The 23,425-nt window shown below is 68.9% G+C and carries 20 protein-coding genes, 1 tRNA gene and 1 other RNA gene; 7 read left to right on the top strand and 15 right to left on the bottom strand.

Features of this window, described 5'->3' with window-relative positions; genetic code table 11:
- Positions 1–78: 78 nt before the first annotated feature.
- The 6 genes from ACJH6H_RS00660 to ACJH6H_RS00635 form a co-directional block, all read right to left on the bottom strand.
- The gene (locus ACJH6H_RS00660; RefSeq protein WP_406774031.1) at positions 79–462 is read right to left on the bottom strand and encodes a hypothetical protein; all 384 of its coding nucleotides are present in this window, start codon (positions 460–462) and stop codon (positions 79–81) included.
- Entirely contained in the window at positions 360–4,388 is a 4,029-nt protein-coding gene (locus tag ACJH6H_RS00655; protein WP_406774030.1) for a non-ribosomal peptide synthetase, read from the bottom strand. Before ACJH6H_RS00655 ends, ACJH6H_RS00660 begins: the two co-directional genes overlap by 103 nt.
- 47 nt (positions 4,389–4,435) lie before the next feature.
- The gene (locus tag ACJH6H_RS00650) at positions 4,436–4,660 is read right to left on the bottom strand and encodes an MbtH family protein (RefSeq protein WP_406774029.1); all 225 of its coding nucleotides are present in this window, start codon (positions 4,658–4,660) and stop codon (positions 4,436–4,438) included.
- Positions 4,661–5,014: 354 nt separating this feature from the next.
- Complete coding sequence (gene recR / locus ACJH6H_RS00645) at positions 5,015–5,626, bottom strand: recombination mediator RecR (RefSeq protein WP_029105128.1); 612 nt, start codon at positions 5,624–5,626, stop codon at positions 5,015–5,017.
- Between the two features lies 1 nt (position 5,627).
- Positions 5,628–5,960, bottom strand: a complete 333-nt coding sequence (locus tag ACJH6H_RS00640) for a YbaB/EbfC family nucleoid-associated protein (protein WP_029105129.1) — start codon at positions 5,958–5,960, stop codon at positions 5,628–5,630.
- Between the two features lie 108 nt (positions 5,961–6,068).
- The gene (locus ACJH6H_RS00635) at positions 6,069–6,506 is read right to left on the bottom strand and encodes an SRPBCC family protein (protein ID WP_020101051.1); all 438 of its coding nucleotides are present in this window, start codon (positions 6,504–6,506) and stop codon (positions 6,069–6,071) included.
- Between the two features lie 71 nt (positions 6,507–6,577).
- On the opposite strand from ACJH6H_RS00635, the gene ACJH6H_RS00630 reads away from it, so the two are divergent.
- Together ACJH6H_RS00630 and ACJH6H_RS00625 are read left to right on the top strand one after the other, a co-directional pair.
- A complete protein-coding gene (locus ACJH6H_RS00630) occupies positions 6,578–7,969 on the top strand; it encodes an FAD-binding oxidoreductase (RefSeq protein WP_406774028.1) in 1,392 nt (463 codons plus the stop codon).
- On the top strand, positions 7,966–9,270 hold the full coding sequence (locus ACJH6H_RS00625) for a class I SAM-dependent methyltransferase (RefSeq protein WP_406774027.1): 1,305 nt from the start codon (positions 7,966–7,968) through the stop codon (positions 9,268–9,270). Before ACJH6H_RS00630 ends, ACJH6H_RS00625 begins: the two co-directional genes overlap by 4 nt.
- On the opposite strand, the gene ACJH6H_RS00620 is transcribed toward ACJH6H_RS00625, so the two are convergent.
- The 3 genes from ACJH6H_RS00620 to ffs all read right to left on the bottom strand — a co-directional run bounded on the left by ACJH6H_RS00620 (position 9,271) and on the right by ffs (position 12,969).
- Positions 9,271–11,262 carry a DNA polymerase III subunits gamma/tau gene (locus tag ACJH6H_RS00620; protein ID WP_133426106.1) on the bottom strand — a complete coding sequence of 664 codons (1,992 nt, stop codon included), beginning with the start codon at positions 11,260–11,262 and terminating at the stop codon, positions 9,271–9,273.
- Between the two features lie 298 nt (positions 11,263–11,560).
- Complete coding sequence (locus ACJH6H_RS00615) at positions 11,561–12,844, bottom strand: aminotransferase class I/II-fold pyridoxal phosphate-dependent enzyme (RefSeq protein WP_406774026.1); 1,284 nt, start codon at positions 12,842–12,844, stop codon at positions 11,561–11,563.
- 28 nt (positions 12,845–12,872) lie between these two features.
- Positions 12,873–12,969, bottom strand: an RNA gene (gene ffs, locus ACJH6H_RS00610) — signal recognition particle sRNA small type.
- Positions 12,970–13,037: 68 nt separating this feature from the next.
- On the opposite strand from ffs, the gene ACJH6H_RS00605 reads away from it, so the two are divergent.
- The 4 genes from ACJH6H_RS00605 (at position 13,038) to ACJH6H_RS00590 (ending at position 15,575) form a co-directional block, all read left to right on the top strand.
- Positions 13,038–13,123: transfer RNA gene (locus tag ACJH6H_RS00605), tRNA-Ser, on the top strand.
- Positions 13,124–13,204: 81 nt separating this feature from the next.
- Positions 13,205–14,008, top strand: a complete 804-nt coding sequence (locus ACJH6H_RS00600) for a hypothetical protein (protein ID WP_406774025.1) — start codon at positions 13,205–13,207, stop codon at positions 14,006–14,008.
- A gap of 44 nt (positions 14,009–14,052) precedes the next feature.
- Complete coding sequence (locus tag ACJH6H_RS00595; protein ID WP_406774024.1) at positions 14,053–15,066, top strand: S1C family serine protease; 1,014 nt, start codon at positions 14,053–14,055, stop codon at positions 15,064–15,066.
- Positions 15,067–15,311: 245 nt separating this feature from the next.
- Positions 15,312–15,575, top strand: coding sequence for a hypothetical protein (locus tag ACJH6H_RS00590; RefSeq protein WP_064860534.1), 264 nt, complete (start codon positions 15,312–15,314; stop codon positions 15,573–15,575).
- Positions 15,576–15,578: 3 nt separating this feature from the next.
- Here the strand turns inward: ACJH6H_RS00590 and ACJH6H_RS00585 are convergent, their stop codons facing one another.
- Positions 15,579–16,799 carry an oxygenase MpaB family protein gene (locus tag ACJH6H_RS00585; RefSeq protein ID WP_406774023.1) on the bottom strand — a complete coding sequence of 407 codons (1,221 nt, stop codon included), beginning with the start codon at positions 16,797–16,799 and terminating at the stop codon, positions 15,579–15,581.
- Positions 16,800–16,945: 146 nt separating this feature from the next.
- Here ACJH6H_RS00585 and ACJH6H_RS00580 point away from each other — a divergent pair, with 146 nt between their 5' ends.
- Complete coding sequence (locus ACJH6H_RS00580; RefSeq protein WP_406774022.1) at positions 16,946–17,335, top strand: DUF3887 domain-containing protein; 390 nt, start codon at positions 16,946–16,948, stop codon at positions 17,333–17,335.
- Between the two features lie 3 nt (positions 17,336–17,338).
- Here ACJH6H_RS00580 and ACJH6H_RS00575 read toward each other — a convergent pair whose 3' ends face one another.
- From ACJH6H_RS00575 to ACJH6H_RS00555, 5 genes are read right to left on the bottom strand one after another with little or no spacing between them, the layout of a single operon-like run.
- Positions 17,339–18,382 (bottom strand): zinc-binding dehydrogenase, encoded by a 1,044-nt coding sequence (locus ACJH6H_RS00575; protein WP_406774021.1) that lies wholly within the window; start codon positions 18,380–18,382, stop codon positions 17,339–17,341.
- A complete protein-coding gene (locus ACJH6H_RS00570; RefSeq protein ID WP_406774020.1) occupies positions 18,382–19,968 on the bottom strand; it encodes a dipeptide ABC transporter ATP-binding protein in 1,587 nt (528 codons plus the stop codon). The genes ACJH6H_RS00575 and ACJH6H_RS00570 overlap by 1 nt, the downstream gene beginning before the upstream one ends.
- Complete coding sequence (locus ACJH6H_RS00565) at positions 19,965–20,804, bottom strand: ABC transporter permease (protein ID WP_406774019.1); 840 nt, start codon at positions 20,802–20,804, stop codon at positions 19,965–19,967. Before ACJH6H_RS00565 ends, ACJH6H_RS00570 begins: the two co-directional genes overlap by 4 nt.
- Positions 20,801–21,751, bottom strand: coding sequence for an ABC transporter permease (locus tag ACJH6H_RS00560; protein WP_406774018.1), 951 nt, complete (start codon positions 21,749–21,751; stop codon positions 20,801–20,803). Before ACJH6H_RS00560 ends, ACJH6H_RS00565 begins: the two co-directional genes overlap by 4 nt.
- Positions 21,748–23,265 carry an ABC transporter substrate-binding protein gene (locus ACJH6H_RS00555; protein WP_406774017.1) on the bottom strand — a complete coding sequence of 506 codons (1,518 nt, stop codon included), beginning with the start codon at positions 23,263–23,265 and terminating at the stop codon, positions 21,748–21,750. The genes ACJH6H_RS00560 and ACJH6H_RS00555 overlap by 4 nt, the downstream gene beginning before the upstream one ends.
- Between the last annotated feature and the right edge of the window lie 160 nt (positions 23,266–23,425).

Below are 23,425 nucleotides of genomic sequence, written 5' to 3'. Positions count from 1 at the left end.
GCGTCAGACCGCCGCCGCCCGAACGGACATGTGCGCAGATACCGGCCAGCGCCTCGAACCACAACCGGCTCAACCGGTTCAGCTGGGCATCGTCGAGAACCGAGGTCGCCCAGGTCCAGTCTGCCTGCAGCTGGGGCCGGCGTCGGTGTCGACGGTGCCGGCGTTGAGTTCCACGGTGTGGAACAGCGGCAACGGGGCCGCGGCGCCGGCCAGGGACAGTTCGTCGCGTCCGAGACGCCACAGCTCTTCGACACCGGCGATCTGCGGAAAGCCGAGGCGCCCAAGGTAGTTGAACCCGATGCTCGGCTCGGCGCCATCGAGATCGATGTCGTCGTCGAGGTAGCGCAGCAGCCCGTAGGTCAGGCCCGCGGGCTGTGCACGCAGCTGTTCCTTGGCCGCCTTGACAACTGCGCCGAGCGCCTCGTCGCCCGAGGTGATCTGCGACCAGGACAGCTGGCGCATCGCCAGCGAGACCGGGTATTTGGCGGTGAACCAGCCGACGGTCCGCGACAGGTCGACATCGTCGGCGATACCTTCGTCGCGCCCGTGGCCTTCGACGTCGATGCCGACGGCGACCGACCGGTGCCCAGGAATTCGGTGACCGCGAGCGCGAAACCGATCAGCAGGATGTCCTGCACGCCGGCGTGGAATGCCGCCGGCACCTCGCCGAGGAGGGCCCTGGTGTGCTCGGCGTCGAGCGTCACCGACAGCCGGCCCGCGGTGGCGTAGGTGTCCACATCGGGGTCCGCGGCCGGCAGTGCCGCGGATACCGAGGCCGCCCGCTGCCAGGCCGCCGCCTGTGCCCGCACGTCCGGATGGTGCGCATACTCGCTGAGCAGCGTGGCCCACCGCTGGAACGACGTGCCTGTCGTCGTCAGCTCCACCGGGTGGCCGGCGCGATGCTGCGCCCACGCAATGTTGATGTCTTCCAGCAGGATTCGCCACGACACCCCGTCAACCGCGAGGTGATGGACCATCAGGACCAGCTGCCGGCTGGGGCCGACCCACATGGCGCTGACCATCACCCCGGCACCCGGGTTCAGCCGTCGCCGCGCCGCGGCCACGGCGGCTTCAGACAGCTCGTCCACATCGACGACGCAGTCGCGGGCATCGACCGAGCCGGCCTCGGGTACCGACAGCGTCCCGTCGGCGCCGACCCGCAGCCGCAGCATGGCGTGCCGATTCATCAAGGCCTGCAACAACATCACCGCGTCGTCGCCGGTGGCGCCGTGCGGCGCCTGCAACACCAGGGTCTGGTTGAACTCGTCGACCGGTCCTTCGATCCCGGCGAACCACCGGATGATCGGGGTGGCCGGCACCGATCCGATGCCCTCGTCGACGACATCGTCGGCGTCGTCGGTCACGGTCACCGTCTGTGCGAGGCGCGCCACCGTCTGTTCGACGAACACGTCACGCGGGCGGCATGCCAGGCCGGCGGCCCGGGCGCGCGCCGCCACCTGCATCGCGAGAATGCTGTCGCCGCCCAGCTCGAAGAACGAGTCGTCGACGCTGACGGCCGCCGGCTCCAGGCCGAGGATCTCGGCATAGATGGCAGCCAGAATCTCTTCGACAGGGCTGTCCGGCGCGCGGTAGTCGTCGCCCGTGTACTCCGGGGCGGGCAGGCCGCGGGTGTCGAGCTTGCCGCTGGTGGTGAGCGGCAGCTCGGTCAGCGCCACGACCGCGGCCGGAACCAGGTACGCCGGCAGGCGCTCGACGAGGGCGGCCCGCACCTCGACCGGATCGACGGCGCCGGTGACGTAACCGACGAGGCGCTTGTCGCCGGGACGGTCTTCCCGGACGATCACCGCCGCCTGCACGACGCCGTCGACTGCGGCCAAAGCTGTTTGGACTTCACCCAATTCGATGCGGTAGCCACGGATCTTGACCTGGGCGTCGGCGCGTCCGACGTACCGCAGTTGTCCGTCCTCGCCCCAGTACACCAGGTCTCCCGTGCGGTACATCCGCTCGCCGGGCCTGCCGAACGGGCATGGCACGAAACGTGATCCGGTCAATGCGGTGCGGTGCAGATACCCGACACCCACCCCGGCACCGGCCACATACAGTTCGCCGACCACGCCGGGCTGCACCGGCCGCATCCAGCCGTCCAGCACGAACAATGCCGTGCCGCGCGGTGGCGCGCCGATCGGCGCCGCGCCGGCGTCGGCCGTCAACGGCGCGCTGATCGCGGCGTAGATCGTGGTCTCGGTCGGGCCGTAACCGTTGACCATCACACGCTCGGGCGCCCACTGTTCGACCACCTCGGCCGGGCACGCTTCGCCGCCCATCACCAGCGCGCATGACTCCAGCCCTGTCATGTCCAACATCCCGATGGCAGAGGGCGTTTGGGTGAGAACGGTGACTTTTTCCGCGATCAGGAAGTCATGGAACTCGGCCGGATCGGCGGACACCGACTCGGGCACCACCACCAGCCGGCCGCCGCGCAGCAGCGCCGAGAAAATCTCCCATACCGAGAAATCGAAGGCGTACGAATGCCAATGCGACCAGGCCTGCTCGGGCGGCAGGCCGGCATCCTGCGAAGCGATCAGCTGCGTCAGGTTCTGATGGGCGATCGCAACGCCTTTCGGCGTTCCGGTCGTGCCCGAGGTGTAGATGACGTAGGCGACATCGTCGGGCTCCGGGCCGGCCGCGGCCGGCCAGTCGTCGGGCCCGTCGAACGGCTCCCGCACGTCGATGACGACGCCGTCGAAGCCGTCGAACCGGTCAGCCAGGGCCGTGGTGGTGACGGCCGCGAACGGTGTGGAATCGTCGAGCATGAAGGCGATTCGGGACGCCGGCAGTGCCGGGTCGATCGGCAGGTAGGCCGCGCCGGTCTTGAGCACGCCCAGGATGGTCACGATGGCCTCGGCGGAACGCGGCAGCATCACCGCGACGCGGCGCCCCGGCCCCGCGCCGCGGTCGGCGAGAAGCTGGGCCATCCGGTTCGACGCGCGGTCGAGCTCCCGGTAGGTCAGGGGCCGACCGTCACCGCTGAGCGCCACAGCCTCCGGCACGCGAGCCACCTGAGCGGCGAAAAGCGCCGGGATCGACAGCGGCACGGTCGTTTCGGCGGCGAGCGTCGCCCAGTTTCCGAGCTCCGCCAGCCGGTCCTCGGCCGGTGCACCGAGCACCGGCAACGCCGACAGGCGCTGCGCCGGGTCCGCCGTCATGGCGGTCAGCACGCGGTGCAGCTGGTCCGCCAGTTCCACGACGTCGAGCTGCCGGGTACCGAACGTCGTGATGGAGAGTTCGTCGCCCGTGCCCGAGAACGCCAGACCGGAGCCGCGACCGAGACCGGAGATCAGCTGAGCTGCCGCAGTGGCCTCGCCCAGCGGCACGGTGAAGCCCGACGGCAGAAAGTCCACCACGATCCGGTCCGCACCCGGCCCGTGAACCTTGCGCTCCAGGGCCTGCACGGGAAATCGCTGATGCCGCACCGCTTCTCGGGTGCGGGTGTGCACATGCGCGCAGAATTCGGCGACGGTGGCGTCGGGGGAAACCTGCAGGACCAGCGGCACCACCCCGGCGACCATGCCGGGCAAGGTCTTCGACACCTGCAGCACGCGCCGCGTCACCGGCAGATCGAGCACGACCTCGTGGCCCTCGGCCGCCCGGCCACGCAGGACCAGTGCGCACGCCGCGATGAGCACCGTGGACCGGCGCACGTCCCAATCCGCACACAGTCGTTCGACCTGCGTCAGCAGCGCAGGGGCAAGCGGGATCGGCTCCGACGAGCCATCGGCGCCCGCGACGTCAGCCGGGGGCAGGTTGCGAGTCGCCGCCGCCGGCAGGTTCGCGGTCCAGTAGGCCTCGTCCTCGGCATAGTCCGCGGAGGCTTCGTACGCGCCCTCCGAGTCCAGCAGATCCCGCAGCGAACTGAAGTAGGACGGCTGAATCGCCACGCCCGCAACAGATTCCGAGTAAACCGCGGCGATGCGCTGCAGGACCAGCGCCAGCCCGATGCCGTCGGCGACGATGTGGTGACAGCAGGCGAAGAAGTAGGACTCGTCGGCGCCGGCCCGGAAGTAGGCGAACCGCAGCAGCGGGCCGTCGAACGGCATGGGGGTGCGCTGCAGCGCCGAGGCCGTCGCGCGCGCCTCGACCATCGGCTGGTCGGTATGGGTCAGATCGTGGAAAGCCACCTCGAAATCGGCGACATCGAGCAACCGCTGGCGCACCTGACCGCCGGACTCCGAGAACGTCGCCCGCACCGGGTCGGCCTCGCCCACGACGTGGCGGATCGATTGCTCGAAGATCTCGAAATCAACCGGCCCGTCAATTTTCACGAAGATGCCGAGCTGCCACTCCGCAGCCGATTGACCGGTTTCCTGCGCGAGCCAGATGTCCAACTGCCCACGCGTGACAGGCAGCGACGAATCGCCGAGATCCATCCCAAACACTGAAATGCCGAACTACCTCTGACTTACCGAGCGAGCGATCAGAGCTGCTGACCCACCGCCAGTCGGTCCCGCAAACTCTTCGGCCGGATGTCCGTCCACTCCCGCTCGATGTACTCCAGGCACGAGGCGCGGTCGGCCTCACCGAAGACCACCCGCCAGCCGGCCGGCACATCAGCAAATGTCGGCCACAGGCTGTGCTGTTCCTCGTCGTTGATCAGCACGAGGAAAGATCCATTGTCGTCATCGAACGGGTTGGTGCTCATGGTGCTCCCAAAAGAATTGACGCTCAAGATAATTGGGCTTTGCGATTTCACTCGACCCGTGGGCGAATGCTACATGCTCTGACTATGTCCACAAATGGGCGTCAATAAACCTGCCCCGGCGCGCCGCGATCGAGCAACCCGTCCGAAATCACCGATACCGTAACAACTTTCGCAGCATTCTTTGCCTGATGAAGAAGGCCGTGCCGACTTCCCTGGACATGGCGCATTACTTTCATTTGCAATAGTTAGCTGAACTTGCCGAAACAGCCTCATGGCAGAGAAAGTTTTGCCCAGCGCCGCGCGGCAGGCAGTTTCAGTGGGTGGAAAGTTGAATCACCGCGGCTGAGCCGCGCATCAGACCATGGCGCGGCGGCCGGCCAGGGCCCGGCCCAGCGTCAGCTCGTCGGCGAACTCGAGGTCGCCACCCATCGGCAGACCCGACGCGATGCGCGTCACCGTCAGCCCCGGGATGTCCCGCAGCATGCGCACCAGGTACGTGGCCGTGGCCTCGCCCTCGGTGTTGGGGTCGGTCGCGATGATCACCTCGACGATGTCCACACCGTCGACCCGCTGGCCAATGCGGTTGAGCAGCTCGCGAATTCGCAATTGTTCCGGCCCGACACCGGACAGCGGATCCAGCGCGCCGCCCAGGACGTGATAGCGCCCGCGGAATTCGCGGGTGCGCTCCACCGCCTGGACGTCCTTGGGCTCCTCGACGACACACACCAGGGAACCGTCGCGGCGCGGGTCACTGCAGATGCGGCAGCGGTCGTCATCGGACACGTTGCCGCACACCGCACAGAACTTGACGCCGTCGCGCACCCGGTTCAGCACCGCGGTCAGCCGGTCGATGTCCGGCGGCTCCACCGACAGCAGGTGGAACGCGATGCGCTGGGCACTCTTCGGCCCGATGCCCGGCAGCTTGCCGAGCTCGTCGATCAAATCCTGTACGGGGCCTTCAAACACATCAGAACCCGGGCAGGCCCATGCCCTGCATGCCGCCGGCCAGCGGGCCGAGGCGCTGCTGCGCCATCAGCGTCACCTGCTCGGAGGCGTCACCCAGGGCACCCACGATGAGGTCCTGCAGCGTCTCGATGTCGTCGGGGTCGACGACCTTCGGGTCGATGGTGAGCGCGGTGATCTCACCGCTGCCCATCATGGTGACCTTGACCAGACCGCCACCGGCCTGACCGGTCACCGACGAGGTGGCCAGGGACTCCTGCGCCGCCATGAGCTGCTGCTGCATCTGCTGCGCCTGAGCGAGCAGCGCGGACATATCGGGCTGGCCACCGGGTTGCATGACGATCCCCTCAGTTTTCGATGATCGGGTGTGCGCGCCAGCCTAGTCGCCCGACGGATCACCGGGCGACCGACTGGCCGCGAAAAGAATCTCCGTGCGCCGAAAGGGCTAGCCTTCGACGACCTTCTTCAGGTTCCCCAGCACCTCGTCCTGAATCTTGCGCAGACCCAGCGGCGCGAAGGTCTTCTCGAAGAAGCCGCCGATACCGCCGGCGCCCTGCCACGCGGTCTTGACGGTGACGGTCGAGCCGGTGCCCGCCGGGGCGACGGTCCACGTGGTCACCATCGACGAGTTGGCGTCCTTCTCGATGACGCTCTTGCCGGCGACGTCGACCGTGGCCTTGACCTCACGCGAGCGCTTCTTGGTGGCCTGCAGCTTCCAGGTGGCGACGGTGCCGGCGCCCTGTCCGCCTTCGAGCACCTGGTAGCCGCTGTAGTTCGACGAGAGGATCTTCGGGCGCACCGTCTGGTAGTCGGCGACTGCCGCAAGCACCTTCTCCGGCTCGGCGAGAATCAACACGGTGCTGGACGCACTGACCTGTCCCATCAGGTAAAACTCCTGTTCATCTGGCTTCCCTTGCGGTCGCGAGGACCGCTGTCTCGGTTTAGCGTATATGTGTGACTGCTGTCACGACCGATGCGACGGCCGCCCACGAGGTGGCCGTTCAGCGACTCCTGGACAGCTATCGCGCCATCCCGCAGGGTGCGACGGTGCGGCTGGCGAAACCGACGTCGAACCTGTTCCGGGCACGTACGCGCACCAAGACCAAGGGGCTGGACGTCTCGGGGCTGGACGGTGTGCTGGCCGTCGACACCGAGTCACGCACCGCGGACGTTCAGGGCATGTGCACCTACGAGACGCTCGTCGCGGCGACACTGCCGTTCGGGTTGGCACCGCTGGTCGTACCGCAGCTCAAGACCATCACCCTCGGGGGCGCGGTCACCGGACTGGGCATCGAGTCGACGTCGTTCCGCAACGGCCTGCCGCATGAGTCCGTGCTGGAGCTCGACATCCTCACCGGCGCAGGCGAGCTGGTCACCGCCAGCCGCGACCGGCACCCCGACCTGTTCCATGCTTTCCCGAATTCCTATGGCACGCTGGGTTATTCGGTACGGCTGCGCATCGAGCTGGAACCGGTGCGCCCTTTCGTCAAGCTGCGGCACCTGCGTTTTCACCGGCTGACCGACCTGGTCGACGAGCTGCAGCGCATCCTCGACACCGGCGGCCACGACGGCGTGCCGGTGGACTACCTCGACGGCGTCGTGTTCGGGCCCGACGAAAGCTATCTGTGCCTCGGCATGAAGACCGGGACCGACGGCCCGGTCAGCGACTACACCGGCCGGCACATCTACTACCGCTCCATCCAGCACGACTCCGGCGAGCGCCACGACCGGCTCACCACGCAGGACTATCTCTGGCGCTGGGACACCGACTGGTTCTGGTGTTCGGCGGCCTTCGGCGCGCAACGCCCACTCATCCGGCGGCTGTGGCCCCGCCGGTACCGGCGCAGCAGCGTCTACTGGAAGCTCGTCGGCCTCGACCAGCGCTTCCACATCGCCGACCGGATCGAGCGCCGCAGCCTCCTGGCGCCGCGACAGCCGCTGCGCGAGCGCGTGGTGCAGGACGTCGAGGTGCCGGTCGAGCGCGTCGTCGACTTCCTCGACTGGTTCCTGGTGCATGTGCCCATCACCCCGATCTGGTTGTGCCCGTTACGGTTACGCGACGACACCCACTGGCCGCTGTATCCGCTCCAGCCCCACCGCAACTACGTCAACGTCGGGTTCTGGTCATCGGTCCCGGCTGGACCCGTCGCCGGTGAGACGAACCGGCTCATCGAGCACAAGGTCGACGACTGCGGCGGCCACAAATCCCTGTACTCCGAGTCGTTCTACTCGCGCGCGGACTTCGACAAGCGCTACGGCGGCGCGGAGTACCAGAAGGTCAAAGACGTTTACGACCCCGAATCGCGGCTACTAGGTCTCTATGCGAAGGCGGTACAGCGGCAATGACGACAACTGACGACCGGGGCACGGCCGACGGCAAGCTCACCTTGGCCGAGGTCCTGGAGAGCTTCTCGAGTGGTCGGCTCCCCCTGAAATTCGAGGCGTACGACGGGAGTTCGGCCGGCCCCGAAGACGCCGAACTGGGGCTGAGCCTGCTGACTCCGCGCGGCACCACCTACCTGGCGACCGCGCCGGGCGACCTGGGCCTCGCGCGCGCCTACGTCGCAGGCGATCTCGCGGCGCTCGGGGTGCATCCGGGCGACCCGTACGAGCTGCTCAAGGCGCTCGCCGACAAGGTGGAGTTCAAGCGTCCGCCGATCCGGGTACTGGCGAACATCGTGCGGTCCATCGGGTTCGAGCATCTGCTGCCCATCGCCCCACCGCCGCAGGAGGCCCTGCCGAAATGGCGACGGATGGCAGAAGGGCTGCGGCACAGCCGAATCCGGGACGCCGAGGCCATCCACCACCACTACGACGTGTCGAACGCCTTCTACGAACTGGTGCTCGGCCCGTCGATGACCTACACCTGCGCCTGCTATCCCCGGCCCGATGCCACGCTCGAGGAGGCCCAGGAGAACAAGTACCGGCTGGTGTTCGACAAGCTGCGGTTGCAGCCCGGCGATCGGCTGCTCGACGTCGGCTGCGGCTGGGGTGGCATGGTCCGGTACGCCGCCCGGCACGGTGTCCGGGCCACCGGCGTGACGCTGTCGGCGGAGCAGGCCGGCTGGGCACAGCGCGCCATCGCCGATGAGGGCCTGGCCGACCTCGCCCGCGTCGTGCACGGTGACTACCGCGACGTGCGGGAGGACGGCTTCGACGCGGTCTCCTCGATCGGCCTGACCGAGCACATCGGCGTCGCCAACTACCCGGCGTACTTCCGGTTCCTGCGGGACCGGCTCCGGACCGGCGGGCTGCTGCTCAACCACTGCATCACCCGGCCGCACAACCGGCCGGGGCACATCGGCGGATTCATCGACCGCTACGTCTTCCCCGACGGGGAACTGACCGGCTCAGGACGGATAATCGCCACCGCCCAGGACACCGGACTGGAGGTGCTGCACGAGGAGAACCTGCGCCACCACTACGCCCTGACACTGCGCGACTGGTGCGCCAACCTGGTCCGCAACTGGGACGACGCGGTCGCCGAGGTCGGCGTGGCCACAGCCAAGGTCTGGGGCATGTACATGGCCGGTTCCCGGGTGGGATTCGAGACCAATGTGGTTCAGCTGCACCAGGTTCTGGCCGTCAAACTCGACGAGCACGGGGCCGACGGCGGGCTGCCGTTACGCCCGTGGTGGACGCCCTGACTACTCCCCGATGGGTCGGGCGCCCAGCTCACTCTTGAGCAGTTCGAGCGCCACCTCTTCCGGGTCGCGCCGGGGCACGTCGGTGCCGCGGTCGTTGGCGGCGTCGGCCAGCATGTCCTCTTCTTCGGCGCGCTCCACGGCGGCCTGCTGCTCGGGCGTCGGGGCCGCCGGTCGCGGGGCGGCCGGAGCCGCACTGGCCGCACCCGCGGGCGCCGCACCGGCGTCGCAGCGCACCCGCCAGTTCACGCCCAGCGCGTCCTTGAGCGCCTCGCGGATGACGTCCGCGTTGTGCTGCTCGGACAGCCGTTTCGCCAACGGCGGCGCGGGGTGAGCCAGGATGAGGGTGTCGCCCTCGATGCCGCGGACCGTCGCCTCCATGAGCATGGCTTCCAGGGAGCGGCTGCGCATGCGGACCTTCTCGCGCACCGTCGTCCACATGGCCCGCACCGCGGCGGCATCGGGCTCACCGGGTGTCGCGGCGGCCGGCTGCACGGGCGCCGGGGCGTCCGGTGCGGGAGCCGGCGGGGCGACTGGTTCAGGTGATGTTTCACGTTGAACCGGCGCAGATTCGGGGGCCGGGCGGGGCTCGGGCCGTGACACCGGGGGTGCGGGCTGCGCGGGTGGCGGCTCGGCCGACGTGGCCGAACCCGACTGCGGCGCTTGACTTCTCCGCGTGAACTGCCGGTTGCCCGCCGCCGACGACGGGGCCGCAGGAGCCGGGGGTGTCTCCGCGTACGACTCGGCGACCGGTGCCGATGGGGCTGCGACCGGGGCCGCCACCGGAGCCGGACGCGGTGCGCTGACGGCACTCACGGCGCTCTCGGAGGCCGGAATCGAGACGTTCATCCGGGTCTCGATGCGCTCGATGCGTTGCAGCAGAGCGGCTTCGGTGTCACTGGCCGACGGCAGCAGCAGCCGGGCACACACCACTTCGAGCAACAGTCGCGGTGCGGTCGCGCCGCGCATCTCCCCCAGCCCGGCGTGCATCACCTCGGCGTAGCGGGTCAGCGTCGCGGTGCCGATCTGGGCGGCCTGGTCCCGCATGCGCTCCATGACGTCGTCCGGCGCGTCGACCACACCACGGGCCGCGGCGTCCGGAACCACTTGCAGGACAATCAGATCCCGGAACCGCTCCAGCAGGTCGGTGCCGAAGCGGCGCGGGTCGTGCCCGGCGTCGATCACCGACTCCACGGCGCCGAAGAGCGCCGCGCCGTCGCCGGCGGCCAGCGCGTCGACGGCCCGGTCGATCAGTGCGAGGTCGGTGGCGCCCAGCAGCGACAGCGCCCGCTGGTAGACGACGCGGTTCTGCTCGGCGCCGGCCAGCAGCTGGTCGAGCACCGACAACGTGTCACGTGGCGAACCACCGCCGGCGCGGATGACCAAGGGGTACACCGCGTCGTCGACGCCGACGTCCTCCTGGGCGCAGATCTTCTCCAGCAGGCCACGCATGGTCTTCGGCGGCAGCAGCCGGAACGGGTAGTGGTGGGTACGCGACCGGATGGTCGGCAGCACCTTCTCGGGCTCGGTGGTGGCGAACACGAAGATCAGGTGCTCCGGCGGCTCCTCGACGATCTTGAGCAACGCGTTGAAACCGGCATTGGTCACCATGTGCGCTTCGTCGATGATGAAGATGCGGTACCGCGACTGTGCCGGTGCGTAGAACGCGCGGTCCCGGAGCTCACGGGTGTCGTCGACACCACCATGGCTGGCGGCGTCGAGTTCGACGACGTCGATGTTGCCCGGCCCGTTCGGCGCCAGCGCCACGCACGAATGGCACTCGCCGCACGGATTGGCCGTCGGCCCCTGCTCACAGTTCAGCGAGCGGGCCAGGATGCGCGCCGACGACGTCTTGCCACAACCGCGCGGCCCGGAGAACAGGTAGGCGTGGTTGATGCGGCCCGATTCCAGCGCGTTGCACAGCGGCTCGGTGACATGCTCCTGCCCGACAACCTCAGCGAAACTTGCCGGTCGGTACTTGCGGTAAAGAGCCACGGGAGAAGGCTACCGAGCGGGTCCGACTCGTGCTCTGGTGGATTCGCCATTCCACGAAGCTGACGTGGTGGCGGAAAATCAGGCCGCAAATCGCCGTGCAGTCAGGCTCGGCGAACGCGACCACCACGACTCGATTGACCCTGCATCTACGCACCCCGCTACTCGCACAACTGCGCCCTCAGTACAGAGTCAGCGTGGGGACGGCAGTGACACCCGTTGATCCTGACGCCACGGCGCACCGCTCTCGCACGAATGCGCCCTGGGTACAGGGTCAACGCATACAGCGCGCGGCAGGACCTCAGCCCTTCAGCAGCGCCTCGGTCGCGGCCAGCAGCGCGCACGTCGCCAAGCCGTCGATGGCGAGGCGCAGGTCCGGCAGCGGCGGGAACGAAGGCGCGATCCGGATGTTTTTGTCCTCCGGGTCCTTCTTGTACGGGAACGACGCGCCTGCCGCCGTCACCGCGATGCCGGCGTCCTTGGCCAGCGCCACGGTCCGCTTCGCGGTGCCCGGCCACACGTCGAGGCTGACGAAGTAGCCGCCCTTGGGGTCGGTCCACGATGCGATCTTCGACGCGCTGAGCCGGTCGTCGAGAATCTCCGCGACCGCCGCGAACTTGGGCGCCATCAGCGCCTGGTGCCGCTGCATGTGCAGCCGCACGCCGTCGGCGTCACCGAAGAACCGGAGGTGCCGCAGCTGGTTGACCTTGTCCGGGCCGATGGTCTTCTTCTCGGCGTGCTGCAGGTACCAGGCGATGTTGCCCAGCGAGCCACCGAAGAAGCTGACGCCGGCGCCGGCGAAGGTGATCTTGGACGTCGAGGCGAAGACGTACGGCCGGTTCGGGTTGCCCGCGGTGGCGGCCAGGCCGACGACGTCGACGTTCTGGACCGACTCGTGCGTCAGCGTGTGCACGGCGTAGGCGTTGTCCCAGAACAGCCGGAAGTCCGGTGCCGCCGTCTGCATCTGCACCAGCCGGCGAGTGGCCTCCCACGAGTAGGTGACGCCGGTCGGGTTACCGAAGACCGGCACGCACCACATGCCCTTGATCGCCGGGTCGGCGGCCACCAGCTCCTCGATGAGGTCGACGTCGGGGCCGTCCTCCAGCATCGGGACCGGGATCATCTCGATGCCGAAGCTCTCGGTGATCGCGAAGTGCCGGTCGTAGCCGGGCGACGGGCACAAGAACTTCAGAATGGGTTCTTGCACCCAGGGGCGCGGCGAATCAACGCCGCCGTGCAGCAGCGAGAACACGATGACGTCGTGCATCAACTCGAGGCTGGCGTTGTTGCCGGCGATCAGGTTCTGCACGGGCAGGCCGAGCAGTTCACCGAAGATGGCCCGCAGCTCGGGCAGGCCGTGCAGGCCGCCGTAGTTGCGGGTATCGGTGCCGTTGCCGTCCAGGTAGGAACCGGGGGTGTCTCCCGGCAGGCTCAGCATGGCGTTCGACAGGTCGAGCTGTTCTGCCGACGGCTTGCCGCGAGTCAGGTCGAGGGCCAGGTTGCGGGCCTGCAGTTCGGCGTAATTGCGCTGTTGCAGATCGTGCTGGGCCTGCAATTCGTCACGGCCGAGGGACAGAAACGACACGGCGCGCCTCTCGCATCAGATCGCGAAAACATAGGGGACCCCGCGCACCCGCCAGAGCCCGTTGACCCTTGCTGCCTTCCGGCCCTGGGGGAGTTCACAGGATGGACGCCGCGCGGGGTCCGGCCACGAGTGTAGTACCCACCCAGTGGCACACGAGTAGGGCGTCGGATCCGGGTCGGGTACCCTTGTCGACGGAGGATTCGCCTAGTGGCCTATGGCGCTCGCCTGGAACGCGGGTTGGGTTAACAGCCCTCAGGGGTTCAAATCCCCTATCCTCCGCACTCGGTCCGGGGTGCGACCAGCTGATCAGCCGGTCGCACCCCGGCCCACTATCAGAGCGAAAAACCCTCGAGGAGCAGTATGCGGCGGCCGGTAGCGATCATTTGGCACGCGTCGTTCCTCATCCTCGCCGGGCTGCTGTACTTCTTCTTCGCGCTGCCCCGGTGGAACGAGCTGACCGGCGACTGGTCGCACACCCTCGGCACCGCGATGCGCATCGTCTGCGGTCTGATCGTCGCGTTGTCGGCGCTGCCGGTCCTGTTCACCCGCCAGCGCACCGCCCTGCCGGAGTACGGCACCCCGCAGCTGGCGCTGACCCTGCGGACCTGGTCGATCGTCCTGCACATCGTCGCGGGCGTCCTGATCATCGGTGCCGCGATCAGCGAGATCTGGTTGACCCTGGATCAGGCCGGCACCTGGCTCTTCGGTATCTACGGCGGCGCGGCCGGCCTGGCCCTGCTCGCCGCCCTGGCGTTCTACCTGGCCTTCGTCGCCGAGTTGCCGCCTCCGCCGCCGGCGCCGCTGAAGGTCAACGACAGCAAGCGCCGCGGCCGCCGCAAGGCCGACAAGGGCGCCGATGAGGCCCCGGCCGTCGCCGCTGAAGTCGCGGAAGCCGGCGATGAGAGCGAGACTGACACCGAAGCCGAGGCCGAAGAAGAGGCCACGGACAAGGCCGACGACGACGCGGCCGAGACCACCGAAGCCGACGACGCTGGTAACGCCGACGCCGCAGAATCCGATGAAGCGGCCAAGACGTCCGGCGAAGAGACCGCCGACACCAACGAGGACGAGGCGGAAGAAACGGCCACTGACGACGCCCCCGCCGGTAAGCTGCGCAACCGCCGCTCCGGCAAAGGCTCCGGCTTGTTCGGGCGCGGAGCCTAAGGGCCATTCGCAGGGCCATCACCTCGCAGTCCGGAGGACAGCACATGGGCGGGTTCCGCTTCTGCCGTCGGCTCGGCACCGCGGCCACCGCGGCGGCCGTTGCCGTGGCCACCATCAGCCTCGCCCCCGTCACCCACGCTGACCCGTCCGCGGCCGCAGCCGTCGTCGAACCCGCGACCGCGCGCGTCGACACCGTCATCAACTACCAGCACGCCATCGGTGCTGGCACCGGCTTCGTCCTCGACGCCGGCGGCGCGCTGCTGACCAACTTCCACGTCGTACAGGGCGCCGACAAGGTGACCGCGACCATCGGTGGGCGGCCATATCGCGCTGACCTGGTCGGCTACGACCGGCACCGCGACATCGCGGTGCTGCAGCTGCGCGGCGCGGCCGACCTGCCGGTCGCCCCGCTGGGCGACTCGTCGGCGGTGGCCGTCGGCGACGAGGTCGTCGCACTGGGCAACGCCGACGGCAGCGGCAACTCACTGACCCACGAGGCCGGTCACGTCATCGGGCTGAACCGCACCATCACCGCCAAGGACGAGTTGACGGGCAGTTCCGAGCAGGTGACGGGCCTGATCCAGTTCGCCGCCCCGGTCCGCGCCGGCGATTCGGGTGGCCCGCTGGTCTCCGCGGACGGCCGGGTGGTCGGGATGACGGTCGCGGCGACGCTGAACTTCCACATGGGCCCGGGCGGCGAGGGCTTCGCGATCCCGATCAACGAGGCGCTGGCGACGGCCGCGCAGATCCGGGCCGGCGCGGCGTCGAACAACATCCACATCGGGCAGCCCACGCTGCTCGGCGTCGGCGTCGGCGGCACCGACGAGCACTCGCAGCTGCCCGGTGTGCTCATCCGCGACGTGATCAGCGGCGGCCCCGCGCAAATCGCCGGGATGGTCCCGGGTGACGTGCTGGTGAGCATCGACGCCGTCACGGTGAGCTCGGCGAGTGCGCTCACCAGCGTGCTGGACCGGCACTACCCCGGCGACGTCGTCGAGCTGTTCTGGATCGACCGCGCGGGCCAGCAGCACACCGCCAAGGCCGTGCTGACGTCCTGACACGTAACTTTCTGGCAAAAAAATCTACTAGTCCGTCAAAGTAGCTGGATACCGGCACTAAGCGGGTACCGCGCGTGAAGGCTATTTGCCACCGCCCCGCGACGTGCCGTAATGCCGTTTTGCTGGCTGCCGAAGGCCTTGGCGCGGGCATTTTCCCGAGTTAGATTGACGACACATTCAGTTGCAAATGAGCCTTCGGTCACAGCTGTTCACGCGGCGGTTACCCGGTCAAAGGGAGTAGCCCAGTGGTCCACCTCTATGTGGAGGCGTACACAGCGATCTGGGCTGTGGTGACCCTGGCGACGTATCTCCTCGGCCGCAGGTTCAGCAACGACGAGCAACCCGACCACCAGGTCCTCACCAGCGTGCTGGCCGGAGCCATGTGGCCCGTCGTCGTGGTGGGGCTGCTGGAGGCCTTCACCGTCGCGCTGATGTCCGGCAGTCACGCGTGGCGCGACCCGGCGCCGGTGGAGCCGGCCTGCGTCGCTCCTGTCGCGCCGCTGCCGTAAAACTCAAGCCACGCCCCGCAGATGGGACGCCGACGCCCCGATGGTGGCCTCGTCATCGCCGATCATGGTGTGCAGCAAGGCCCTCTGCTCGCGCAGCCCGCGGTCTGCGGCGCGGTCCGAGCCTCCCGGAAGCACCAGCGCCGCGATGCTGCGGACGCCGTTGACGGGGATGCGGAGCACCGGATACCACGGCGGCATGTAGGCCGGGAGCCCCAGCGTGCGCATCACTCGCGGGCCCAGGAACGCCGTCGTGACCGACAGGTGCTGGGCCCAGGCCAACCGCCGGCGAAGACCTGCCGCGCCGCGGTAATGCCAGCTCAGCGGATCGCGCGCCATGGGGACCGACAGCTGCTGGGTGGTCTCGTCGGAGACTGCCAGCGCCGTTGACGTCTGGTACAGGATGCGGACGCTGTCCCGGAACGACCGCGGCAACCATTCGTCCTGCACCCCCATCAGCCAGCCCACGTACCGGGTGAGGTGGGCCACACTGCTCAACTCGGTCGGCGTGAACACGATGCCCATGCCCAGGCCGCCGATCGTCGGCGCGATCAGGGCGCCGACCAGCGTGGCCGCCATGTCGGTCTGATTGACCGGCACACCCCACTGCTCGGTTCGCCAGTCCGGCATCGCCTGCACATGCTTGCGCACCATCGCGTGCACGAAGCGGACCCGGACCGTGGACCGGTAGCCGGAGCCGAACTTGTCGAGCCCGCCGGCGTCGATCACGTCGAGCGCCCACTGCATGGTCTCGGCGAACCGCTGGTTGGACCCCTTTTCCAGGGCACCGGTGCGCAACAGGGTCTGGTTGAACCCGGAGAACTGGTAGCCGCCCAGCAGGGCCACATCCCGGGCGATGTACATGCCGTCGGCCCCGCTGCGGCGCAGGGTCCGCGCTCCGATCCGCAGCGCTTCGGGATCGACCCAGTCGGGCGTGGCCTCGATCGATTCGAAGAACCGCCGCAGTGGCTCCGGCGCCTCCGGAACGGAGGCGATGCCCTCGGCGAGCGCGCGGTCGAACAGCGGCCGCAGCTGCTTGGTTCCCGCCTCCGACATCCAGGCGACCAGGGCGTCCATGGGCTCGTCCCCGACGTTCAGGCGCTCGCCCAGGCGCTGCCACTGCGCCGCATCGGGCTTCCCGATGGCCAGCATGGTGGCGAATGAACTGATCGCCGCGGGCACCGGTTGCGGCCGGTCGGGATGACGTGCCGGGATCGGCAGGGACATCGTGCGCACTCCTTGTCACCGTTGACAACGTATGTAGTCAAAAATAGGCGGTGCCCGGGGTCTCGTCAATGGCAATCGGGACGCGAGCGCATAGGCTGGCCCTCATGTGGCGGGGACAACATTCCAGGCATCAGCGTCGGAGCACAGTGGCGGCCGCGATCGCGGCACTCGGGATCGGCGTCGCTCTCGGCGGAGCACCGGTCGCGGCAGCGGCCGACGCACCCGACCAGGTGGCCATGACGGCCATCGACGACATCGCCGCGGGCAACTACGCCGCCGTCACCGCGCGGTTCGATCCGGAGCTGCAGAAACGGTTGTCCCCCAAGGCATTACAGCAGGTATGGGACGGCTACCAGCGCACGTTCGGGGCGTACCAGTCGCACGGCGGCCCCGAGGACACCGCGCGCGGCGACCTCACCGTGGTGAACGTCCCGCTGCAGATGGACCGCATGCCCGGCCAGTTCCGGGTGAAGATCCATCCCGATGGCACCATCGCGGGCGTGTACTTCCTGCGCGAAGGTGTGCCGGTCCCCTGACCGTCACGCCCGCCGGGGGTCGATCAACGTGACTCCCACCGGGCTGGCGGCGCCGAACTCCGGCAGCAGGCGCGCGCCTTCGGCGAGCCCCACCACCCGCTCGACCAACGCCTGCGGGCGCAGCTTGCCCGCCGCGACCTGGTCGAGCATCTCGGGGTAGTCCGCGCTGGCCATGCCATGCGACCCCAAAACATCCAATTCCCAAGCGATTACGCGATCCATGGGCACCTGCGGATGCCCGTCGACGTTGGGCAGCAGGCCCACCTGCACATGGCGTCCCTGCCGGCGCAGGCTGTGGATCGCATCGGCGCACGTCCCCGCGGTGCCCACCGCGTCGACCGCGACATGGCTACCGCCGCCGGTGATCTCGTGCACCGCTGGCGCCACCTCGGCGCCGTTGGCGAGGACGGTCTCGGCGGCACCGAGGCTGCGCGCGAGTTCCAGTGCCGCCGGCGTGCGGTCGACGGCGATGACGTTGGCACCGGCCGCGGCCGCCACCTGGACAGCGCTGAGGCCCACACCCCCGACACCGATCACCGTGACCCACTCGCCGGGCTTGACGTCGGCACGGGCCCGCAGCGCGCGGTAGGCGGTGGCGAAGCGGCAACCCAGCGCGGCCGCCGCGGCGTCGTCGATATCTTCCGACACCGCAACGAGATTCGTGTCCGCCGCGTGCAGCGCCACGTACTCACCGAACGAGCCCCAGTGGGTGAAACCCGGCTGGGTCTGGTCCGGGCACACCTGCGCCTGGCCGCCGGCACACCATTCGCAGGTGCCGCACCCGCACACGAACGGTGTGGTGACGCGGTCACCGACCCGCCAGCGCCGGACGTCGGTGCCGACCGCGACCACTTCTCCGACCAGTTCATGTCCGGGCACATGCGGGAGGGCGACGCCGTCGTCGTGCCCGGCCCAGGCGTGCCAGTCGCTGCGGCACAACCCGGTTGCGTGCACCTGCACCACGACGCCGCCGGGCGACGGCGTCGGGTCGGCCACCGACCTGACGTCCACGGGGCCACCGAACTGCTCGAAGATCACCGCGCGCATCAGGTCATCGTTGCACGCCCCGGACGCGCCGGAGGCACCGCTGCGAGCAACGCGCGCGTGTACTCGTGTTCCGGATGCGCGAACAACTCGGCGGCAGAGCGGTATTCCACCGATTCGCCGCCGCGCAGCACCAGGACGTCGTGGCTCATCCGCTCGATCACGGCCAGGTCGTGGCCGATGAACAGGTAGGTCAGGCCACGGTCCTGCTGCAGCCGGGTCAGCAGGTCCAGCACCTTGGCCTGCACCGAGACATCGAGTGACGCGGTCGCTTCGTCGAGGATCAACAGCTCGGGCGCCACGGCCAGCGCCCGGGCGATGTTGACGCGCTGCCGCTCGCCGCCCGACAGTTCGTGCGGATACCGTGCCGCGTAGTCCGCCGGGAGCTCGACGGAGTCCAGCAGCTCACGCACCTGCGCCCGTCGGTCCCTGGCCGCACCCGCCAAGGGCTCGGCGATCGAAAGACCCACCGGGATACGCGGATTGAGCGACGAGAACGAATCCTGGAAGACCAGAGCGATCCGGCGGCGTACCGCCTTGCGGTCACGGCGCTTGACCGTCAGCACGTCGGTGCCGTCGAGGAGTGCGCGACCGCCGTCGGGCGCGACGAGACCGGTCAGCGCGGCCGCCACGGTCGACTTTCCCGAACCCGACTCGCCCACCAGCCCGAGGGTCGTCCCCCGGCGGATGCGGAACGACACGTCCTTGACCGCGTGGACCACCATCCGGCCCGTCGGCGTGCTCACGGGAAACCTGACGTCCAGATGGGAGACGTCCAGCAGTGTCGGGGTGTCCGGGACGTCGCGGGCGGGGTGTCCCAAAACCGGCCTGGCATCGAGCAATTCGCGGGTGTAGGCCTGCTGCGGCGCATCGAATATCGCGTCGACCGGTGCCTGTTCGACGGCCGCACCGCCGCGCAGCACGGTGACGGTGTCGGCGACCTCGCCGATCACCCCGAGGTCGTGACTGATCCACACCACGGCGGTACCGAACCCGCGCTGCAGTTCCCGCACCAGCTCGATGATCTGGGCCTGTGTCGTGACGTCGAGGGCCGTCGTCGGCTCGTCGGCGATCAGCAGTTCGGGGTCGCAGGCCAGGGCGATCGCGATCATCACCCGCTGACGCTGGCCGCCCGAGAGCTGATGCGGATAGCTGCGCAGCCGCCGTTGCGGGTCGGGCAGGCCCACGGCCTCCAGCAGTTCCAGGGCGCGCACCGCGGCGTGCCGGCGGGTCACCTGCTTGTGTGTTTCAAGAGATTCGGTGATCTGCCGTTCGATGGTCAGCAGCGGGTTCAGCGAGGTTCCGGGATCCTGGAAGACGAACCCGATCCGGCCACCGTGCACGCGCCGCAACGTCCGCGCCGGGGCGCCGACGAGTTCCTGTTGTCCGGCAAGGACACTCGAGCCGGTCACGAGCGCGCCGGGCGCGTCGAGCAGCCCGGTCGCGGCCAGCACCGTCGTCGACTTGCCCGAACCGGACTCGCCGACGATGCCGAGCGTCTGCTCGGGCTCGACCGCCAGTGAGACGCCGCGCACGATGTCGCGACGCCCGATCCGGACGGCCAGATTGTCGACCGACAGCACGCTCATGATCGCCGCCGCGCCTCGATCATGGTGCGCTGCTTGGGATCCAGGACGTCACGCAGCCCGTCACCGAGCAGGTTGCACGCCAGCACGATGACGACGATCGCCGCGCCGGGGAACACCGCCATCCACCAGGCCAGGCTGACGAAGCCCTGCGAATCGAAGATCATCCGGCCCAGTGACGGCTGCGGCGGCTGGATGCCCAGGCCGAGGAAGGACAGCGCGGCCTCGGACAGGATGGCGAACGCCAGTGACAGCGAGGTCTGGACGATGAGCGGACCGGTGATGTTGGGCAGGACGTGCCGGCGCAGGATGTAGGCCGTCCCGGTCCCCATGGTGCGCGACACCGCCACGTACGGCTCCTCCCGCACCGCCAGGGTGCTGGCCCGTGCCACCCGCGCGAAGATCGGCACGTAGACGATGCCGATCGCGGCGATCGTCGTGCCCAAGCCCGGCCCCAGCACCGCGACGATCGCCATGGCCAACAACAGCACCGGGAACGCGAACATCACGTCGACGACCCGCATCACCACGGTGTCCAGCCAGCCGCCGCGGTACCCGGCCATGACGCCCAGCGCTGTGCCGACCACCGCCGCGCACGCCACGCTGACCACCGCGACCGTCATCGACGCCTGCAGGCCCGTCAGCACGCGGGACAACACATCGCGGCCGAGTTCGTCGGTGCCGAACCAGTGCGCACCGCTCGGCGGCCGCAGCGCCTGCGGTACGTCGACATCGTTGATGCCGTACGGCGCGAGCCGGCCGGCACCCACGGCGACGACCACGGCAGCGGCCACGACGGCGGCGCTGACCACCGTGACGGGATTCGTGGGCAGCCTCATGACAGCCGAATCCGCGGATCGACAACTGCGTACAGCACATCCACCACCAGGTTGACGGCCAGGAACAGGACCGCGATGAGCAGCACCGCGCCCTGGATCACGGGATAGTCGCGCGCGGCCACCGACAGGTAGACCAGCCGGCCCAGGCCCGGCCACGCGAACACCACCTCGACCACGATGACACCGCCGAGGATCGTCGCCAGCTGGATACCGGTGATGGTGAGGATGGGAACCAGGGCATTGCGCACGACGTGCCGCAACGTGACCACCCGCGGCGGCAGGCCTTTCGAGCGCGCGGTGCGGACGTAGCCCATGGCGGACACATCCAGCACCGCGGAGCGGACGTAACGCGTCATGATCGCCGCGGCCACCAGACCCACGGTCAGGCCCGGCAGGATCACGTGGCGCAACCAGCCCGTCGGATCGTCGAACAGCGGCCGGTAGCCCGATGTCGGCAGCCAGCCCAGTGTCGTGGAGAACAGCGAGATGAGCAGGATGCCCAGCCAGAAGTCCGGCACGGACACCCCGAATTGGCTTGTGACCCGGACGATCACGTCGCTGAGCCGGCCCTCGTGCGACGCCGCGTAGATGCCGGCGGGCAGCGCGATGGCCAGAGCCAGGACGATGCCGACCACGGCCAGCGAGACGGTGGCGGGCAACCGCTCGGCCAGCACCTGGGCCACCGGGTCGCCGCTGCGGAAGCTGACGCCGAGATTGCCCGTCGCGGCATGGCCGAGGTAGCCGAGGAACTGGGCAGGCAGTGGCCGATCCAGACCGCTCGCGTGACGGAGGGCGTCGTACGCCTCGGGTGTGTACCGCGTCCCCAGGGCGATGCGCACCGGGTCACCGGGAACCAGGTGAGCCAGGGCGAACACCACGATGAGGACGCCCACCAGGACCACAAGTGAGTAGGCGAGCCGACGGGCCAGGAACCGCAGGATGGTCATGGCCGGTCACCGCCGAGTACCGCGTCCCGGAACCGAATTGCCTTGTCGCGCCTGGCCTCATAGCCGGTGAGCCGCGGTGACCAGGCCTGGACCACCGCGGGGTTGTACAGGTAGAGGTAGCTCACCTGGTCCGCGATGAGCGTCGCCGCCCGCGCGTAATCCTGGTGCCGCACTTGCTGATTGGTCTCGGTACGACCGGCGTCCAGCAGTGCGTCGACGCGCGGGTCCGAGAATTTCTGGGCATTGCTCGCACCGCCGGTGTGATGCTGCGCGTAGTAGAAGTCGTCGGGGTCGATGTTGCCGAGCCAGCCCATCATCAGCATGTCGAAGTGACCGCTGTGCTGCTCGTCGAGCCACGTCCCGAAGTCGACGGTGCGGATGGTGACCCGGATGCCCAGCGGCGCGAGGTTGTCGGCGATCACCTGGGCGGCGGTCACCGTCTGCGGGTACTCGCTGGTGACCAACAGGTCCATGGCGGTCGGCGCCGAGCCGGCCTGCCGCAGCAGCGATTTGGCGTGGTCGATGTCGTAGCGGTACTTGTCGTAGGGCGTGTACCACGGGTTGCCCTGCGGGATCGCGAGCTGATTGGCCTGCGCCGCACCGTAACTGGTGGCCTGCACGATCGACGCCCGGTCGATCGCGTAGGCGATGGCCTGCCGCACCCGGACGTCCTGCCACGCCGGCCGGGCTTCGTTGAGGGCCAGGTACCAGTAATCGTTGCTCGGCGTCACCGCGAGGTGGATCGAATCATCGCCGCGCAACTGGGCGACCCGCTGCGGTGGCACCGCGTCGGTCCAGTCGATCTCACCGGCCTGCAGCGCCGACAGCGCCGTCGACGGCTCACTGATGAAGCGGAACGTCACGCCCGGAATGCGCGGGGCGCCGGCCCAGTAATGCGGATTTGCGCGCAGCGTGATTGCATCACCGCCGCGCTGGCTGACGAAGGCGAACGGCCCGGTGCCGATCGGGTGGCCGGCGATCTGCCCGTCCTCGACGTTGCGGCGCTGCACGATCGCCACACCCTTGAACCCGCCGAGGTTGGTCAGCAGATTGGGGGTCGGGTGGGACACCGTGATCCGGACCGTGTGGTCGTCGGCCGCGGTGACGTCGGTGACGGCACTGAGCTTGTCGGCGTTGGCGAGCTTGCCGTCGATGATCCGGCGGTAGGAGTAGACGACGTCGGCGGCGGTGAGCGGGCTGCCGTCGTGGAACGTCACCCCGGGCCGCAGGTGGAACGTCCATGCCAGCTGATCAGGCGAGACGTCCCACGACTGCGCGAGGGCGGGCCGCATGGTCAGGTTGGCGTCCGGCTCCACGAGGGTGTCGAAGACGTTCTCCAGAACCTCGAACGAGAAGTACGCGCTGGTCTTCTGCGGGTCGAGTTGGTCGGGCTCGCCGGAGATCGCCGCGATCAGGTATCCCGCATCCCGACCCAGGTCAACGCGCTGTGCGGGCGCGCACGACGTCGCGAGGAGGACGGAAACGACAGCGAGCACGGCTGCAACCAGTCGCATGTCCGTCACTTCCGTACCGGGGCCGGCATGAAGCGGAGGCCGGCGCACTCCTGCGGCCCCTATACCCGGCGGCGCACCGGTTCACACCTGGAACAGCGATATGTGCAGTTCAGGGTGCGGAGGGATATCGAACTGAGCTACGATGCCCGCGGACGTTTTC

The organism is Mycobacterium sp. SMC-21, from assembly GCF_045310825.1.
Classification (GTDB): domain Bacteria; phylum Actinomycetota; class Actinomycetes; order Mycobacteriales; family Mycobacteriaceae; genus Mycobacterium.
This window is presented reverse-complemented; position numbering and strand designations above follow the sequence as displayed.

Coding starts and splice junctions, on each gene's coding strand:
- ACJH6H_RS00660 (WP_406774031.1), bottom strand. CDS start 462: ATGCGCCAGCTGTCCTGGTCGCAGATCACCTCGGGCGACGAGGCGCTC.
- ACJH6H_RS00655 (WP_406774030.1), bottom strand. CDS start 4,388: ATGGATCTCGGCGATTCGTCGCTGCCTGTCACGCGTGGGCAGTTGGAC.
- ACJH6H_RS00650 (WP_406774029.1), bottom strand. CDS start 4,660: ATGAGCACCAACCCGTTCGATGACGACAATGGATCTTTCCTCGTGCTG.
- ACJH6H_RS00640 (WP_029105129.1), bottom strand. CDS start 5,960: ATGCAACCCGGTGGCCAGCCCGATATGTCCGCGCTGCTCGCTCAGGCG.
- ACJH6H_RS00635 (WP_020101051.1), bottom strand. CDS start 6,506: ATGGGACAGGTCAGTGCGTCCAGCACCGTGTTGATTCTCGCCGAGCCG.
- ACJH6H_RS00625 (WP_406774027.1), top strand. CDS start 7,966: ATGACGACAACTGACGACCGGGGCACGGCCGACGGCAAGCTCACCTTG.
- ACJH6H_RS00600 (WP_406774025.1), top strand. CDS start 13,205: ATGCGGCGGCCGGTAGCGATCATTTGGCACGCGTCGTTCCTCATCCTC.
- ACJH6H_RS00595 (WP_406774024.1), top strand. CDS start 14,053: ATGGGCGGGTTCCGCTTCTGCCGTCGGCTCGGCACCGCGGCCACCGCG.
- ACJH6H_RS00585 (WP_406774023.1), bottom strand. CDS start 16,799: ATGTCCCTGCCGATCCCGGCACGTCATCCCGACCGGCCGCAACCGGTG.
- ACJH6H_RS00575 (WP_406774021.1), bottom strand. CDS start 18,382: ATGCGCGCGGTGATCTTCGAGCAGTTCGGTGGCCCCGTGGACGTCAGG.
- ACJH6H_RS00570 (WP_406774020.1), bottom strand. CDS start 19,968: ATGAGCGTGCTGTCGGTCGACAATCTGGCCGTCCGGATCGGGCGTCGC.
- ACJH6H_RS00565 (WP_406774019.1), bottom strand. CDS start 20,804: ATGAGGCTGCCCACGAATCCCGTCACGGTGGTCAGCGCCGCCGTCGTG.
- ACJH6H_RS00560 (WP_406774018.1), bottom strand. CDS start 21,751: ATGACCATCCTGCGGTTCCTGGCCCGTCGGCTCGCCTACTCACTTGTG.
- ACJH6H_RS00555 (WP_406774017.1), bottom strand. CDS start 23,265: ATGCGACTGGTTGCAGCCGTGCTCGCTGTCGTTTCCGTCCTCCTCGCG.